Origin of the sequence: uncultured Prevotella sp. (genome assembly GCF_946407605.1) — a bacterium.
In the GTDB taxonomy this organism is placed as follows: Bacteria; Bacteroidota; Bacteroidia; order Bacteroidales; family Bacteroidaceae; genus Prevotella.
Map to the genome: position 1 here is coordinate 26,531 of NZ_CAMJOS010000014.1, position 16,739 is coordinate 43,269.

Sequence of the window (16,739 nt, forward strand, 5' to 3'; positions counted from 1 at the left end):
TGTTATTCCTTATCCTGAGTCTTCTCACTATCAGTCTCATTCTGAGGTCTCTGCGGCTTCTTTTTCTTCTTTTTCTTCTTGGCTTTGTCGAAGCGGTGGATATCATCGCCAGCCAGAAGGTCCACAGGGGCGTTCTCCTGTTTTTTCTGCTTTTCTTCGTCGGGCTGTAGGTCAGCAGGCTTCTCGCCGCGCTTGTTCATCTCAATTATCTCTTTGGCACGCTCGGCGGTGATAACCTCCAGATTAGCGGCTATGCGCTTGTCAGTAGAGTAGGTGACCAGTCCGGCCAGAATGTCGGCCTTGAAGTAGTAGTAGTCGGCATCGAGGGTCTGAAGTACAATCTCGCGGTTGGGTAGCTTCTTGCTGTGCTCCATATAGTCGTCCACCTCGTAGTTTAGACAACATTTCAGCTTGGCACACATACCAGCCAGTTTCTGCGGGTTCAGCGAGATATCCTGATAGCGGGCAGCACCCGTAGACACGCTGACGAAGTTCTTCATCCAGGTGGCGCAGCACAACTCGCGGCCGCAAGGGCCTGTACCACCGATGCGTCCTGCTTCCTGACGTGCACCAATCTGTTTCATCTCGATACGCACATGGAAAGCGGCAGCCAGATCTTTAATCAACTGGCGGAAGTCCACACGCTCATCGGCGATATAATAGAAGATAGCCTTCTGACCATCGCCCTGATACTCCACGTCGCCGATTTTCATCTGCAGACCGAGGTTCTTGGCAATCTCGCGACTCTGAATCATCGTTTCGTGCTCACGAGCCTTGGCCTCTTTGTATTTGTCCATATCCACCTGACGGGCCAAACGATAGATACGCTTGATGTCCTCAGCGCTCTTCAGGTTGGCTTTCTTGATTTGCAGGTTCACCAGCCGACCGGTCAGCGTTACCACGCCGATGTCGTGACCAGGACTGGCCTCTACAGCCACAACATCGCCCTTTTTTAGCGGCAGGTTATTCACGTTGTGATAGTAGCCCTTGCGGGTGTGCTTGAACTGTACCTCTACCAAGTCTGTCGACTCGGCATTGCCAGGTACGTCGGCCAGCCAGTCGTAGGTATTCAGCTGGCGATCCTGGCGACCTACGGCAGCGCGGCATAGTCCGCGGTCGCAGCCTGTTCGTATCTCGTAGGTTCTTTGTTTCTCTTCCATATTATAATATTATATGAGTCTTATAGGACTAATGGGTTATTTTTGAATGAGTAGCACAATGATTTGCAGTGCAAAGTCAAAGAATACTATCTTTGAATTGGCGTTCTGGCCAATGTCACGCAGGGCGCGGTTTGTCAGATCATACAGCTGCAGTATGTTGGCCTCGTTAATGAAACGGGCAAAGTTTTTGGCAAAGTCCTCTTCCTCACGGGTCATATACACCAGGTCGGGTTGCTGGAAGTTGTACATAAAGTTCTCGCGAAGTATGTGCAGAAAAAACTGCAGGAAGCGTTTCTGCTTCTCTCGACCAAAGTTCGACATCGTCTCACTCCATTTGCGTAGGTCGCGTACCTTGCGTTGGTAGGCCAAACGCATCAGCATGATAAAGAGGTCAAGAAACTGTTCGTTCTCTGTGCCGGCCTGTAAGGCTTCCATGGCTTTGAGCCACGAACCATTGGCCAGTCGGCTGATGCGCACTGCATCATCTTCGCCCAGTCCTCTGTGTTCTATGAGTGCTTGGCGGATTTCGTCTGCCGGCAACTTTTTAACGTCTATGCGCTGTACACGACTGCGGATGGTCTCCAAGAGGTTGCCGGGCTCTTCACACACCATGAGGAACACCGTTTGTGAGGGTGGTTCTTCAATGAGCTTCAGTAACTTGTTGGCGCACTCGATGTTCATGCGTTCGGGCAGCCAGATGATACTAATCTTATAGCCACCCTGACTCGATTTCAGCGACAGCTTCCTCACCAGTTCGTCGCTCTCACCTGCAGTGATGATGGCCTGCTGATTCTCGGCACCGATGGCGTTGAGCCATTGGTCTAGGGTGAAGTAGGGCCCCTCCATGATCAGTTCGTGCCACTCGCGGGCAAAGTCATCGCTTACGGGCTTGTGGTCGGTACTCATCGACGGTAGCTTGATGGTGGGGTAGGTAAAATGCAAGTCGGGATGCTCCAGTTTCTTCACCATGCTGTTGTCTTCGCCTAAAAGGTATGAGGCAAAGGCCACCGCCAATGCCATCTTGCCACTTCCAGTGGGACCGCATAGCATGATTGCATGAGGCAAATGACCTTCCTTGACCATCTGTTTCAGGCGTTCTTGCACCTCTTTCTGTCCTATCACCTCACTAAACGTCATAATAGCTTTTTAGCGACTTCAGCTACAGAATCTACTGCAGAGACAGTATAGAAATGTATGTTATTCACACCGTGCTGATACAGCTCCTTGCACTGCTCGGTGGTCCACTCAATGCCCAGTTGTCGTGCATCATCATCCGTCTTACACTTCACAATTTCCTTGGCCAGTGGCTCTGGAATATCGCAGTGGAACGTCTTGGGCACCACAGTGAGCTGTGTTAGTTTCGCCAGTGGCTTAATTCCTGGTATGATGGGGATGGTAATGCCCATTGCACGAGCCTTGTCCACAAACTCGAAATACTTTTGGTTGTCGAAGAACAGTTGTGTCACAGCATATTGTGCTCCCAGTTCCTGCTTCTGCTTCAGGTATTCCATGTCGCGCTCCAAATTGGGGGCCTCTTCGTGTTTCTCGGGATAACAGGCTACACCATAATCGAAAGCGTGACCAGGGTTCTTGATAGGAGTGCCGTCGGCAAAGAATCCCTCGTTGAATCGTTTCACCTGCTGCATCAGCTCTGTGGTATGGGCATGCCCGCCGGGTGTTGGCACAAAACGGCTGTCCTCCTTTGCCTTGTCGCCTCTTAACAGCAATAAGTCGCTGATACCTAGAAATTGCAAATCCAACAACTCGTATTCAATATCCTCGATGGTTGCACCGCTGCAGATGACATGCGGCTGCACGGGTATACTGTATTTTTGTTGGATGGCAGCAGCAATGGCTACTGTACCCGGACGGCGACGTATGCGCTGACGCTCATACTGTCCGTTGGGCAGTTCTCTATACACAAACTCCGAGTGGTGGGTTGTAATGTTGATATAGGCGGGGTTGTATTCCTTTAGTTTGTCTATGTCGGCAAATAACTTCTCTGTGCCCGTCCCCTTCAGTGGGGGCAGCACCTCAAATGAGAACCGCCTGGTGTCGTCTAATTTCAAGATACTCATAATTCGCCCACAAAGGTAGTGCAAATCGAGCGAAAAACCAAATTTATTTAAGATATTTTGCGAAGCGAAGCTATTGTGAAGCTGTCTCCGTGCTCTAAAGCGCTTGTTTTTACGTATAGAGACAAAAAGAAAACTTAATGAAACTTAATAAAAAGTGCATCGTATTTTATTTTTTGTATCTTTGCGCCGTAATTTATTAGTTTTTGCCATAACAACGATGAAACGCACGATATTATTACTGCTCACCGCATTGTCACTGACACTGACAGCGCGGGCACAAATAGGACAGTTCATTTCCTCCGACCGCTTTTCAAGCAGTCTGGTGTCTGATATCTGTCAGGATCGACAAGGTTCGCTGTGGATAGCCACAGACTACGGTCTGAATAGATATGACGGTTACCGTTTTTCATACTATTTGCATAAGAACAACGACCCCAACTCAATGAGGGTGAACGGTGTTGTCTCACTGCTGTGCGACAATGAAGGACGTGTATGGGTAGGCACGAACCATGGCTTGGACCGTTACGACGATGCCACAGATTCCTTTGTACACTATGGTTTTCCACCAGAATATGGTGATATGGGTGCTCGTGTGGCGAGCATCATTGAGCGTAAGGACGGCACCATACTGATTGGTACTGCAGGCTATGGTTTGTACACCATTAATAGTGAGGGGTACCTCCAGCCTTCGGGCTTTTTCGCTCCAGAGATGTTCTATAACAGTCTGATGGAAGATTCGAGGGGTAGATTGTGGAAGATTGGCTTTGACGAGAATATTGTGATGCACGATGGCAAGAAAATGCATACGTTCCTGTCATCGGTGGGTAATCCACAGGCCATTGTTGAGCATGGCGACGAACTGTTGGTGGTATGTCTGCACGGATTGATGTCATATCATAACGGACAGATGACGGTTGCTGATATAGATTTGAATGAGGCGTCGAGGAAAGATGCTGTGTTTACCAGTGCATCTGTTTCAGCTGATGGTACATTATATATAGGTACGCGAGGACAGGGTATTTACATGCTGCGGGTTGGCTCACGTCGGCTGGAGCATATGGATATTGATGCTGCTGGAGTAGACGCCAATACCACTAAGGTGAACTGCATTATGACCGACCGTACGGGTAATCTCTGGCTGGGATGCCAGCGCAAGGGATTGCTGATGGTGCCGTTGAAACCCGTAGGCTTTAGTAACTGGAGCTTCCAATCTCAGGGCATCAACCTTGGTTCTGCTATTTCATCGGTGTGCGAGGGTGATGACGGTATTGTGTGGTGTACGGTACAGGGTGTGGGTATCTATGGTTTTAACCGCAAGGGCCATGTGATGGCACAGCCTACCGCTCCCGATGCTGTGGAATTTATGTTCCGAGACAAGCAGAAACGTTATTGGGTAGGCACCGACAATGCATTCTATGCCTACGACCCCGCAACAGGACGCTATCAGCAGAAAGTGACGTTTGAGTGTGACCGTTTTAACGATATGACTAGTGACGATGAGGGTCGCCTTTATCTCTCTACGTTCTCAAGGGGATTCTGTATCTTCGACCCAGCTACGGGCAGTCTGCGTAACCATAATTTCTCGGAGCGTGATTCTATCCGCGGTTATCTGTGCAATAACTGGATCATGGCAATGGAGTCGGACAAGCAGGGCTTGATATGGATGGCCACCTCATCGGGTATATCGTGTTACGATCCTCATACCGACAATTTCCGTTCTCAGGGCTGGAACTCACAGCTCGATGGCATTGTATGTTTCGATGTAACCGAGTTACATCTTGGCTCTCTGGCTGACGGTAGACCCCTGGAAGGTTGCATCGCCGTGGGCACTGAGGTGGGACTCTTCCTTTATGACCGCCAGACGCAACGTGTAGAGCGCTTCCCAGGCAGTGAACAATTGGACAACAAGAATGTATGCTATATTGTGCAGTCGGACAATGGCGATATCTGGTGTTCTACGTCGCAAGGTATCTGGCAGTATCAACAGTCAAATCATACCTTTATAGGGCATATTAGCGGCAACGGACTGGCGCAGAAGGAGTTCCTGTACGGTATAGGCATGCATACCGCCGACGATTTGGTACTCTTCGGACATAACGATGGTTTTACAGCTTTCCTACCACGGAGAATCGGTGAGGACCATACCACCCCCGACTCTCTGCATCTGACAGCTCTTCTTGTGAGTGGACAGGCAGTGAATACACGTACCGAACTGAACAACGTAAAGATAACAGAAAAACCTGTCTGTGAGTCTGATCATTTCACGCTGAGTTATTTGGATCATACCATCACGCTGTGCTTTTCACAGATGAACTTCTACAACCCATCTAACGTATTCCTGGAGTATAGGGTGAACGATGGCGATTGGATCCGAAATGCGGCTGGCGTCAACGACTTTACGCTGAGTCATCTCCAGCCAGGTACCTACCGTATTGAGGTGAGGGCACAGCAGGGTAACGATTATACGCCTGTGAAGACGGTGACTGTCACTGTGAAGGCACCGTGGTATCGCACCACACTGGCTTACTGCATTTATCTGGCAGTAATTATTGCTATAGTGATTTTTGTGTTGCTGAACTACCGACGCAGAGCCTATGAGCACCTGAATGAGGAAAAGATGAAATTCTTGATTAACGCCACTCACGATATTCGCTCTCCGCTGACGCTCATCATGAGTCCGCTGGCCAACCTGAAGCGCCATATAGGTACTGACCATCCCGAGGCACAGCGTGATATTGATATTATTGATCACAATGCCAAGCGTATCTTGAACTTGGTGAACCAAATTCTCGACGTGCGTAAGATTGACAAGCAGCAAATGCAGCTGCACTGTCAGCAGACCGACCTTGTGGATTTTACTCAGGGTGTATGTAAGATGTTTGAGTATAGCGCCAAAGAACGTGGTATCACTTTCGAATTCCATCACGACGCTGACACACTTGATATTTGGATTGACCGCAACCAATTCGATAAGGTCATCACTAACCTGCTCTCGAACGCCTTTAAATATAACTTCGATGGTGGTGCTGTGGAGGTGAAACTCACCCATGACGAGGCTTTCGCCACATTACAGGTCATCGATAATGGTGTGGGGTTGGATGCCGACAACCTAAAGCATATCTTTGAACGTTTCTATCAGGGTGGTAATTCTCGCAGACTGCATGTGGCAGGTACTGGTATCGGTCTGAACCTCTGTAAAATGATTGTCGATATGCATCACGGCACTATCGAAGCTTACAACCGCAAGGACCAGCAGGGCTCAGTATTCGAGGTCAAGTTACCATTGGGCAACGCACACCTACAACAAAACGAGATAGAAGAGACAGAGGCTCCCACCACGCCTACCGTAAAGGTGGCATCGGTGTCGAAGCGTCGCGTACTTATCGTCGATGATGATGTTGAGATTGGCCGTTATATTTCCAGCGAATTGGGACGCTATTATAAGTTCGGTATTTGTAACAACGGTAAGGACGGATTGAAAGAGCTGCTGCTGCATGCACAGGACGACAGCGAATACGACGTTGTGGTGAGCGATGTGATGATGCCTGAGATGGACGGCTTCACAATGCTTAGAATGATTAAGACCAACACGAACGTAGCCCATGTGCCTGTGGTGATGCTGACCTCGAAAACTGATGTGGCCAACCGCTTGGAAGGTTTGGAACGTGGTGCTGATGCATTCTTGGCCAAACCTTTCGACATGGAAGAGCTTCATATGGTGATTGAGAACCTGATTCAGGGTCGCCAGCGACTGAAAGGCAAGTATAGTGGTGCACAGAAACAGGTAGACAAAGTGATACAGCCTGAAGTGAAGGGCAACGATGAGTTGTTGATGGAACGTATCATGAAAGCTGTGAATAAGAATATCTCGAACAGCGACTTCAATGTGGATATGCTGACACAGGAGGTTGGTATTAGCCGAGCTCAGCTGCATCGTAAGATGAAAGAAATGACTGGCATCTCAACCAGCGAGTTTATCAGGAATATCCGTTTGGAACAGGCTGCCCGACTGCTGAAAGAACAGAAGATTAATGTCACACAAGTGGCTTACACTGTGGGCTTCTCTAACCTGGCACACTTCTCTACTATCTTTAGGAAATACTTTGGTGTAGCTCCGTCGGAATATGGTGAGAAAAGCGGTGGTGACAAACGAGAAACACAATGAGACGTAGCATTAACGGCGTCTCAGCTAATAGCACTATCTTTGCAGCCGAAATTTCACGAAATCTAAATTTATTATTTTCTAACTAACTAAATGCTTATGAAGAAATTATTTCTCATGACACTTGCACTCGTGCTGATGGCAATGGGTGCAACAACTGCAAGTGCAGCTAGAGTGTCTCTTGATGAGGTGCCCTTCTGTTCTTGGGATGGCTGGACTGCCGATGCTAGAAGCACTGGTTCTGCCGAATTTGCCTGGGTCTTGGACGAGCCTACCGGCTTGCCTTATGGCGATGGCAGTGTTATTAACTATGCAGACCTGTCAGGTTACACCAAGCTGATTGTCACCGTGACTTCAGGTACTCCTCGTTTCCTCCTCAACCGTGATGTTGATGAGGGTCAGTGGAATTCTGATGAGTCACAGTCTCATCTGATTGAATATCCTAAGGATGGTGGCTGGTCACAGAAGTATTTTACTAAGGAAGGCGACGACGAGAACGCTACTTATACTGTTGACATTAAAGCAATCGTCAAGGATAAGGGCTTCTGTCACCTGCATTGTATCAAGGGTGCCAACTGGGCAGATGTGACAGTGACAAGCATGGAAGTGGAAAAGGCTGAAAATGCGCCTACTGTAGGTTGGACTAACCTTATCATCAACAGTGATATGGAAGGTGATGATGTTAGTAGCTTCTTCACTAAAGTGAATCAGGGCGATCCTGAGCCTTCTGTCATCGTAGATGGTGCAGGAGTTGATGGAAGCCGTGGTATTAAGGTTGAAGCAACAGAGAAAAAGGCCGACGCTTGGGATAACCAGTTCTGGTTCCGCTTCTCAGAGATTGTTCCTGCTGGTACAAAGTATCGTGTATCTTTTGACTATAGAGCTGATGCCGATGCAAAAGCCTCTACTCAGGCACATGCCGAGCCTGGAGATTATATCTACTACGATATGTTAGGTGACGTTAACTTTACTACCGATTGGAATAAATTCGAAAAAGAAGGTGTAGTTACTGCTAATCAGGCTGGTCCGAATACGGGTGGTGGCTTGTTTACGTCAATTGCTTTCAACCTGAATGAATTGGCAGATGCAAACAACTATTATTTTGATAATATTAGTTTTGAAATCTTCAAACTTGGTACACTTGTTGAGTATGGTCAGGATGTGATCAAGATTGACTTTGGTTTTGATACCAATATTCCTGCACTGGTGGCAGCTTCAGGCAAACCCCGTCTGTTGTTCCCCAAGGACTGTGTGAAAGTGACCGTTGACGGTGACCTTCTGGAAGAAGCCGACATTACCTCTGTAGAGGCTTTTGCTGATGGTCGTTTCTTTATCTTCCTTGAAAACATGATTGACGGCGACGTTAATGTGAAGTTCACCAATCCTACCGATGCCGCTTATCATCTGGTTTATACCTCTGCTGCTGTTGAGGGTCAGAGTGTGGCTAACTATGATGGTCCTGCTACAGAAAATGAAGATGTGGCAATGGAGGAAGGTGCTTTCGCATATATCTATCTCGAGCCCGTTATCATCGAGTCTGATCCTGAGAATGGTTCATTCAACCTGCCCAATAGTCTGAAGGAGTTCCATGTGACATTCGACAAGCTTGTTGACTGTAAAGATATCGTAGCTACTCTGAATGGAAAGAAGCTCACTGTTTCACCTGCCGATGGTTTCGCAGAGAAGATTGTCCTGAAGCGTGAAGGTGGCGACCTGACTACTGGTGAGTATACCATCAAGATGGATAATGTTTATCCTGAAGCTCGTTTGGAAAAGAACTTTGCTACATTTGAATATTCATTCTTCATTGGCAAGGTGGATGTTGATCCTAGCGACACCATCAAGAATGTACTGCCTACTGAGTACTTTGCTAACTGCGCTGCTGGTGGTATTCCTGCTGGTTTCGTTGTTGATTTCAATGGAGAAACCCGTACCTCTGAGAGCTCTTATAGCTCAGGTCCTCGTATGTTTGACTTCGCTGCTGGTGGTGACTTCACCAAGGCTCTCTACTTCCGTGAGGGTTATGCCCAGTATGGTAGTGAGGAAGGTTACTATCTGGAGCTTGAGGCTGGTAAGAAGTATGTTGTTAAGTTTAACTCTGCTATGTGGAAGGACAATGGTTCACAGATGACTTTCTCTATCATGAGTCCTGATGAGTCAGAAACATACCTTTCTGAAACTATCCAGAATACTCCTAACGTAAATGGTGTTACCAGTTCTCCCGTTACAGGTTCTACTGCTTCTGAGTTTACCTTCGTTCCCGATTTCACCGCATATTACATGCTGCGTTGGCAGGTTGGTGGCTTCAACGAGGTCCTGCTGGCTAATCCTACTGTGAAGTATATGCCTAACACCATGGGTGTTGAGGAGACCGCTCTGCTGAATACAGCTATTGAGAATGCTAAGAAGGCTCTTGAGGAGAATGGTGCTGAACGTTATCTCGGTCCAGACTATGACGCTCTGAAAGATGCCGTTGCTAAGTACGTGGCCGAGAAGGATGGCTATACTGCTCCTTCTAAGTTCAAGGCTGCTGCTGCTGAACTCGATGCAAAGACCGCAGCCCTGAAGGATCACCGTGCAAATTGCGATAACTACGATGCTCAGATTAAGAAGTCACTCGACGTGGAGCGTCAGAATGCTAACAACAAGTTTGCTAAGACAGCACTCTATGAAGAGGTGAAGGCTATCAATGCCAAGTATCATGGTTCTTCTGAGTGGGTTAACGTTAGCCAAGATCCTGAGGTAGAGGACATGCAGCTCATCTATGATTTTGACAAACTGACTGACAATGATGCTCTGCTTGTAGCTATCAATGAACTGAACGAGTATGCTAATCTTGCTTCTCTGCTCTTCACTGAGGGCGTTTCTGCTCCTGAGAATGCAAATGGTGGTAAGGCTACTGGTGTTGCAGTACTCTTCGATCGTATGCGTCTGGGTCTTGCTACCCTGAACACTTTGAGCGAAAAACTCGGTGTTGCTATTGACAGTACATACGTTGCTGGTCTCAACAACGCATTGATCGACGATGATGAACTGATTGAGGGTCTTAAGCTCCACGTTAAGAAGTTGTTGTATCAGGGTATTGCCGATACAAACAATCCTTTGTTCCAGGCAACCGTTGACGAGACAACTTTGGAAGAGGTTATTCCTTCTTACGACATGACTGTGTTCGTGAAGAACCCGAACACCTATAAGCAGGAGACCAATATGAACTTCACACCTGAAAATGTTCCTGGATGGGTTACTCCTGAGGATTACAATGCTCCTGGCCTTACCGTTGGTTGGGGACAGCCTAAGAATGTTGAGGGTGTTGCTGAGGACTGCATGTTCCAGACTTGGGGCGGTGCTTATCGCGTACAGCAGACCATCGAGGACCTGCCTGCAGGTATCTATAATATTCGCTTCGCCTTCGGTGATCGCGACAACCAGGAAATCGAGGACAGCTATAGCTTCGCTATCGACAGCAACGAGCAGGAGTATTATGGTGGATGCCCAGGTATCGGACAGGCCTTCCCGTTTGCTAGCAACGACTCTCAGACCAGTATCATTGAGGATGAAGTAGTTGTTACTGACGGTATACTCACCATTGGTGTCAATGCTGGTGACGGTTCTCATACCTTCTTCAACGAGGTTCGTCTGTTGCTCGTCTCTCCTGCTGCTGGTTTCGACTATGCAGGCGAATATGCTAAGCTGAACGAGCAGATTGAGACTGGCGTAGAAGCTCCCGCTGCAGCACGTGTTCGTGGCATCGAGCTCTACGACCTGAACGGACGTCGCATCATCACTGCCCAGAAGGGTATCCAGATTGTGAAGAAGTACATGAGTGACGGTACTGTACGCATCGAAAAGGTTATCAAGAAATAATCTTTCTCGAAGAGAATAACTAAGGTGGGCAGGCATACACACGTATGCTTGCCCACCTTCATTTTACATATAGAAAAACAAATGAGACGTATAATTGTGTATAATCTACAATTTTTTTGTTATCTTTGCAGCGTTTTTATAAAAACCTAAAAGAGAGGATATGAAAAAATTAGTAATTATGGCAATTGCCTTTTGGGCCACAATGGGAATACTGGCTCAAGGCGTTAAGCCGTTGCCTTCGCTCCACGTGGAAGGTAAATGGCTGGTAGACACACATGGCAACCATGTGGTTCTTCACGGCGTGATGGACACACCTAGTGCCTGGTTCAACGGAGGACGTTGGGGCTGGGACTATGATGACGCAGGTCGCCAGCGTTGTATTAACTATTTCGAGAAGTTGTTTGGAGGTCTGGAGCAGGCCAAGTGTAACGTGTTCCGTCTGCATCTGGAGCCAGCATGGACCAACGACAACAGCTACACTTATCAGCCGGCTATCAATCAGCCTACTGGTGATGGCTACGGTGGCGAGGCTGATATCCGTCATTTCAATCCTACCCGTCTTACCAACTATCTTAAGTCGCTCTACTTCCCCCTGATGCAGAGGGCTATGAAGCATGGCATGTATGTAGTGGTGCGCCCGCCGGGTGTATGTCCTCACCAGATTAATGTAGGTGGCTACTATCAGAAGTATCTGCTGCAGGTATGGGACATCTTCACCAAGAACGACTCTATCCGTAAGTATTCCGGACAGATTAGCATTGAGTTGGCCAACGAGCCCGTTAGCGTTAAGAATGCTATTAATGCTGATGACAAGAAAGCCCTGCACGATTTCTTCCAGCCGATAGTTGACAAGATCCGTGCCAACGGCTTCACAGGTGTCATCTGGGTACCCGGTGCAGGTTGGCAGGCCAGCTATGCTGACTACAAGACCAATCCCATCACGGGTTATAACATTGGTTATGCCGTTCACGACTACGATGGCTGGTATGGCTGTGAGGACAAGAAGAACTCGCCCAGCACGGTGGCAACAGCTACTCAGAAGAAAATCAATCAGTTCCACGAGCAGGTGCCAGTGGTCGATACGAACCCCGTTATTATCACCGAGATTGACTGGAGCCCGAAGAAGAGCGACATTCAGGGACATGAGAATGAGCATGGCGAACAGGTGGATGGTAACCTTGGCACCTGGGCCACTGGCCGTACCTCTGTTTGGGGTACCATCACCAAGAATGTGTACGACCACTATGGCAATATCTCGATGACTCTTTCCGGCACAGCCTGTCTCATCGATATTGACACGCTGATAAGCAAGAATAAGGTGGTGCCTGCCTTCGGCGGGGAACCCGAGGCTTGCGGTGCAGCCTGCATGGAATGGTATGCCGACTACTATAACGTGAACTATCCCAAGGAAGACTTCACCAGTGTGCCAGTGAGCGACTTTGGACGTTATTATCAGAACCCCATCGTACGTGCCGATTTCCCTGACCCCGATGTTATCCGTGTAGGCGATACCTACTACATGGTGTCGACCACGATGCACCACTTCCCTGGTGCCACTATCATCAAGTCACAGGATATGGTGAACTGGGAATACTGTGCACAGCCACTGAAGCAGTTGCTCAACAACGAAAACTATAATCTGAAGAACGACAAGAACGCCTATGCCTCGGGTATGTGGGCCTGCTCTATGAAATATCACGACGGCAAGTTCTATATCCTTGTCAATGGTAACGATAGCAAGGCCTGGCTCCTGTCGGCCACTAACCCCGAGGGACAGTGGGACGTGAAGCGTCTGTCGCGTAACTACTATGACCCGGGTATGCTGTTCGACGGTGACAAGGTGTATGTCGTCTGTGGCATCAACCGCCTGATGATGTGCGAGCTCGACAAGAACTTCAACTTCAAACGCGAGAAAGAGGTCGTCTACAAAGAGGGTACAGGTCTGGAAGGCTGCCACCTCTACAAGAAAGGCGACTACTATTATATTTATGCCACTTATGGTGGATGGCCCAGTGGTCAGGTGGTGTTCCGCTCAACTAATATCTTTGGTCCCTATGAAGAAAAGATGGTGGTCGAGAAGTCCTATAACAATGTGCCCAACACCATTCATCAGGGCTCACTCATCGAGGATGTGGCAGGTAAGTGGTGGACGGTGATGCAGGAAGACCTGGGTGCCTTGGGACGATTCCCCAACTTGCAGCCAGTAGTCTGGAAAAACGACTGGCCTTCAGTTGGTAGCAGCGGCACACCCTATAAGTCGTTCGATAGCAAGGTACTGAAGCCTACGGCAACAGGAAATACGCGTGTGAAGCGTCTGCCCACTACCGATGCCTTCCGTACCTATCCCCTTGGTATGCAGTGGGAGTGGAACCATCTGCCTAACGATACCGCATGGAGTCTGATGGACCGTCCGGGATGGCTGCGCTTAAAGACGTCGAACGTCACCACGAAACTGCCTCAAGCCCGTAATATGCTGACACAGCGTATCTTCGCTAATAAGAACCAGTACACCAACGGAACGGTACGCATTGACGTGAGGAATCTGGCAGAAGGCGATCGTGCAGGTATCTGTATCCTGCAAGATCCCTATGGTATGATATGTGTGGAGAAAAAGGACGGTGCATACCAGCTGTTGTGGCAGAAAGAGAAGGTGAAAGATGCTGGCAGTGGTTTCAAGCCAGCCGAGAAGACAAAGGCTATAACCCTTCCCGACAGCATCATCTACCTGCGTGCCTCCATCAAATACGAGGAGAACAAACCCAAGTTCTACTATTCACTCGACAACAGTACCTGGACACAGCTGGGAAGCGAGTTCTCGCAGTCGTTCAACCTCTCTGTGTTCGTAGGTTCACGTTTTGGCATCTTCTGTTATGCTACCCAGGCTAATGGTGGTTATGCCGACTTTGACTGGTTTACCACAGAGGATGACTTCAACGAGGAAGATATCTTCCCAGAAGAATTTACTGCTCCCACAGAGAATATGTTTACGGTTAAGTCTATCGCCCAGACACCAACAACACTGGAGACAATGGTTGGCGAGAAGGCTGTTCCTACGCTGAAGGCTACCTATATGGATAATCACTCAGAGATTGTCAACGACTATGCAACCTTTATCCCACAAGAGACAGGCATTGTGGAGTTCTATAACGGTCAGATGCTGGGTGTAGGTCAGGGTAGCACTACGGTTAACGCTTCGTTTACTGATTTGATGGGTAATAAGGTGGAGAAAGAGTTTACGGCTAAGTCGAGTTACTTCCCCTTCGAGCCACGCTATGTGAGAAACGACTTTGTGGGTGCTGGCAGCGGTACCTACAAGAACAATATCACCTCAGCTGTGTTCAAGTTCCTTAAGGATAAGGCTGAGTTGGGTTGGGCCTACAGCGATAATGTGGATATGTCCGGCTATAAGTATCTGGTCATCGAGTTCCTCGCAAAGCCCGTTGCTGGTACTAACTTGAATATCTACACCACCGAGAACCTGAAGGGTGCCTGCTACTCGACACCGGAGTTCAGCACCAATAGTCTCGAGTTTGTCCTCGACCTAGATACGTGTAAGTACACTTCTACTAATAGCAAGGGCAAAAGTCTGAATCGTCAGTCGGTGCGTATGGTCACCTTCAAGGGTGCTGCTAATAAGCAGGTTGCCATCAAGAATATGTTCCTGAGCAACGATGAAACGAAGTACAACACAGGTATTACTACGGTTGACTACCTGAAGCCGGCAGAGCGTCAAGGCATCTTCGACCTGCAGGGTCGTCGTATCGCACTTCCCACGAAGCCCGGTCTTTATATTGTGAATGGAAAGAAAGTAATTATCAAATAACAAAAACAAAACTATGTACCGTAAAGTCTTAACTTTATTCATTGCGATGCTGCTGGGCGGCAATGCGATGGCTGTGATTAAGAACCCCATGTTATGGGCTGATTGTCCCGATCCGGATGTCATCCGTGTGGGCGACACTTTTTATCTTGTCTCAACGACTATGCACTTGATGCCTGGCGCTCCTGTTATGGCATCGAAGGATTTGCAGAATTGGGAGACCGTAGGTTATATCTTCGACAAACTGACCGACTCGCCTAAGTACGACTTGCAGGAGGGTACTGTCTATGGTCGTGGACAGTGGGCTACTTCGCTGAAATATCATGATGGTAAGTTCTGGGCACTGCTGGCTCCTAACGAGGGCGGTGCCATGGGCGACACCTATATCTTCACAGCGCCTAAGGCCGAAGGACCTTGGACCATCCACTCGCGTCTGCGTCATTTCCACGATGCCACGCTGTTCTTCGATGAAGATGGTACACCTTATGTGTTTTTTGGCACGGGTGAGATGTGTCAGCTGACACGTGACCTGAAAGGTGTAGTAGAGGGCTCGCTCCGTCATTACTTCCAGCGCGAGGCCGATGAGCGCGGCTTGCTCGAGGGTACACGTGTCATCAAGCATAACGGTACCTACTATGCTCTGTTGATCTCGCATGTCTATGCTCCTGGCCGTCACCGTCGTGAGGTCTGCTATCGCACCAAGGACCTCAATGGCGTGTGGGAGAAGAATACCATTTTGGAGAGCGACTTTGGTGGCTTCTCATATCTGGCTCAGGGTACCATTGTCGATACCGAAGAGGGTGACTGGTATGGTATCATGTTCCAGGATCGTGGTGGCGTGGGTCGTGTGCTGACGCTGTCACCTGTTCGCTGGCTCGATGGCTGGCCTATGCTGGGCGACGAATATAACAAGGTACCCGAGGTGATGCGTCCGTATAAGAGTGGTCAGCCTGAGACGGCTATCGTTAAGAGCGATGATTTCTCTGAAGAGAAGCTCGGACTCCACTGGCAGTGGAACCATAACCCCATCGACAACGCCTGGAGTTTGAAGGAGCGTCCGGGATTCCTGCGTCTGAAGACCAACCGTGTGGTACCTAACCTCTATCTGGCTCCCAATACGCTGACACAGCGTATGGAGGGTCCCACCTGTAGTGGTTATATCCGTATGGACCTGACTAAGATGCAGGATGGCGACTGTGCCGGACTGGCCGCTTTCAATGGCGACTCTGGTGTGCTGACCATCAAGAAGGAAGGTAAGAAGCTGGTACTCCAGATGAGTGAGCAGAAGGTGAGCCTCACAGACCGCGAAAAAGCTGTGACGAATGTGGAAGAAAAGGTTGTTGAGACCATTGACTTGTCTGCAGCCTTTAAATCTCAATCCTCAAAACAGAAGTCTCAAATCATCTATCTGCGTCTGGACGGTGACTTCCAGCCTGGTCATAATGATGTAGCAAACTTCTACTATAGCCTTGATGGCGAGGAGTGGACAAAGATTGGTACAGAGAACTATCGCATGATTTTCGACTATCGTCGTTTCTTCATGGGTTCTAAGTTTGGAATCTTCAACTATGCAACGAAGAAGGCCGGTGGCTATGTCGATGTGGATGAGTTTTGCTATTCTAAAACAGAAAAATAATTAGACTTAAAGATATGAA

Annotated in this window: 7 protein-coding genes; 4 read left to right on the forward strand and 3 right to left on the reverse strand. The window is 48.5% G+C overall.

Annotation, left to right across the window (positions count from 1 at the left end; all coding sequences use genetic code 11):
* Window positions 1-2: 2 nt before the first annotated feature.
* Genes ricT through metF form a run of 3 tightly spaced genes read right to left on the reverse strand, consistent with a single transcriptional unit; the run spans window position 3 to window position 3,238 of the window.
* The gene (gene ricT, locus Q0R57_RS07630; RefSeq protein ID WP_294745535.1) at window positions 3-1,160 is read right to left on the reverse strand and encodes a regulatory iron-sulfur-containing complex subunit RicT; all 1,158 of its coding nucleotides are present in this window, start codon (window positions 1,158-1,160) and stop codon (window positions 3-5) included.
* A 36-nt stretch (window positions 1,161-1,196) separates the two neighbouring features.
* A complete protein-coding gene (locus Q0R57_RS07635) occupies window positions 1,197-2,297 on the reverse strand; it encodes a DNA polymerase III subunit delta (protein ID WP_294745540.1) in 1,101 nt (366 codons plus the stop codon).
* The gene (gene metF / locus Q0R57_RS07640) at window positions 2,294-3,238 is read right to left on the reverse strand and encodes a methylenetetrahydrofolate reductase [NAD(P)H] (protein ID WP_294745543.1); all 945 of its coding nucleotides are present in this window, start codon (window positions 3,236-3,238) and stop codon (window positions 2,294-2,296) included. The genes Q0R57_RS07635 and metF overlap by 4 nt, the downstream gene beginning before the upstream one ends.
* A 217-nt stretch (window positions 3,239-3,455) precedes the next feature.
* Between metF and Q0R57_RS07645 the strand changes: the two genes are divergently transcribed.
* The 4 genes from Q0R57_RS07645 (at window position 3,456) to Q0R57_RS07660 (ending at window position 16,720) form a co-directional block, all read left to right on the forward strand.
* A complete protein-coding gene (locus Q0R57_RS07645) occupies window positions 3,456-7,403 on the forward strand; it encodes a two-component regulator propeller domain-containing protein (protein ID WP_294745546.1) in 3,948 nt (1,315 codons plus the stop codon).
* A gap of 96 nt (window positions 7,404-7,499) precedes the next feature.
* Window positions 7,500-11,264 carry a hypothetical protein gene (locus Q0R57_RS07650; RefSeq protein WP_294745550.1) on the forward strand — a complete coding sequence of 1,255 codons (3,765 nt, stop codon included), beginning with the start codon at window positions 7,500-7,502 and terminating at the stop codon, window positions 11,262-11,264.
* Window positions 11,265-11,424: 160 nt separating this feature from the next.
* Window positions 11,425-15,087 (forward strand): family 43 glycosylhydrolase, encoded by a 3,663-nt coding sequence (locus tag Q0R57_RS07655; RefSeq protein ID WP_294745553.1) that lies wholly within the window; start codon window positions 11,425-11,427, stop codon window positions 15,085-15,087.
* Window positions 15,088-15,133: 46 nt separating this feature from the next.
* The gene (locus Q0R57_RS07660; protein ID WP_294745661.1) at window positions 15,134-16,720 is read left to right on the forward strand and encodes a glycoside hydrolase 43 family protein; all 1,587 of its coding nucleotides are present in this window, start codon (window positions 15,134-15,136) and stop codon (window positions 16,718-16,720) included.
* Window positions 16,721-16,739: the final 19 nt, after the last annotated feature.

Coding starts and splice junctions, on each gene's coding strand:
- ricT (WP_294745535.1), bottom strand. CDS start 1,160: ATGGAAGAGAAACAAAGAACCTACGAGATACGAACAGGCTGCGACCGC.
- Q0R57_RS07635 (WP_294745540.1), bottom strand. CDS start 2,297: ATGACGTTTAGTGAGGTGATAGGACAGAAAGAGGTGCAAGAACGCCTG.
- metF (WP_294745543.1), bottom strand. CDS start 3,238: ATGAGTATCTTGAAATTAGACGACACCAGGCGGTTCTCATTTGAGGTG.
- Q0R57_RS07645 (WP_294745546.1), top strand. CDS start 3,456: ATGAAACGCACGATATTATTACTGCTCACCGCATTGTCACTGACACTG.
- Q0R57_RS07650 (WP_294745550.1), top strand. CDS start 7,500: ATGAAGAAATTATTTCTCATGACACTTGCACTCGTGCTGATGGCAATG.
- Q0R57_RS07655 (WP_294745553.1), top strand. CDS start 11,425: ATGAAAAAATTAGTAATTATGGCAATTGCCTTTTGGGCCACAATGGGA.
- Q0R57_RS07660 (WP_294745661.1), top strand. CDS start 15,134: ATGCTGCTGGGCGGCAATGCGATGGCTGTGATTAAGAACCCCATGTTA.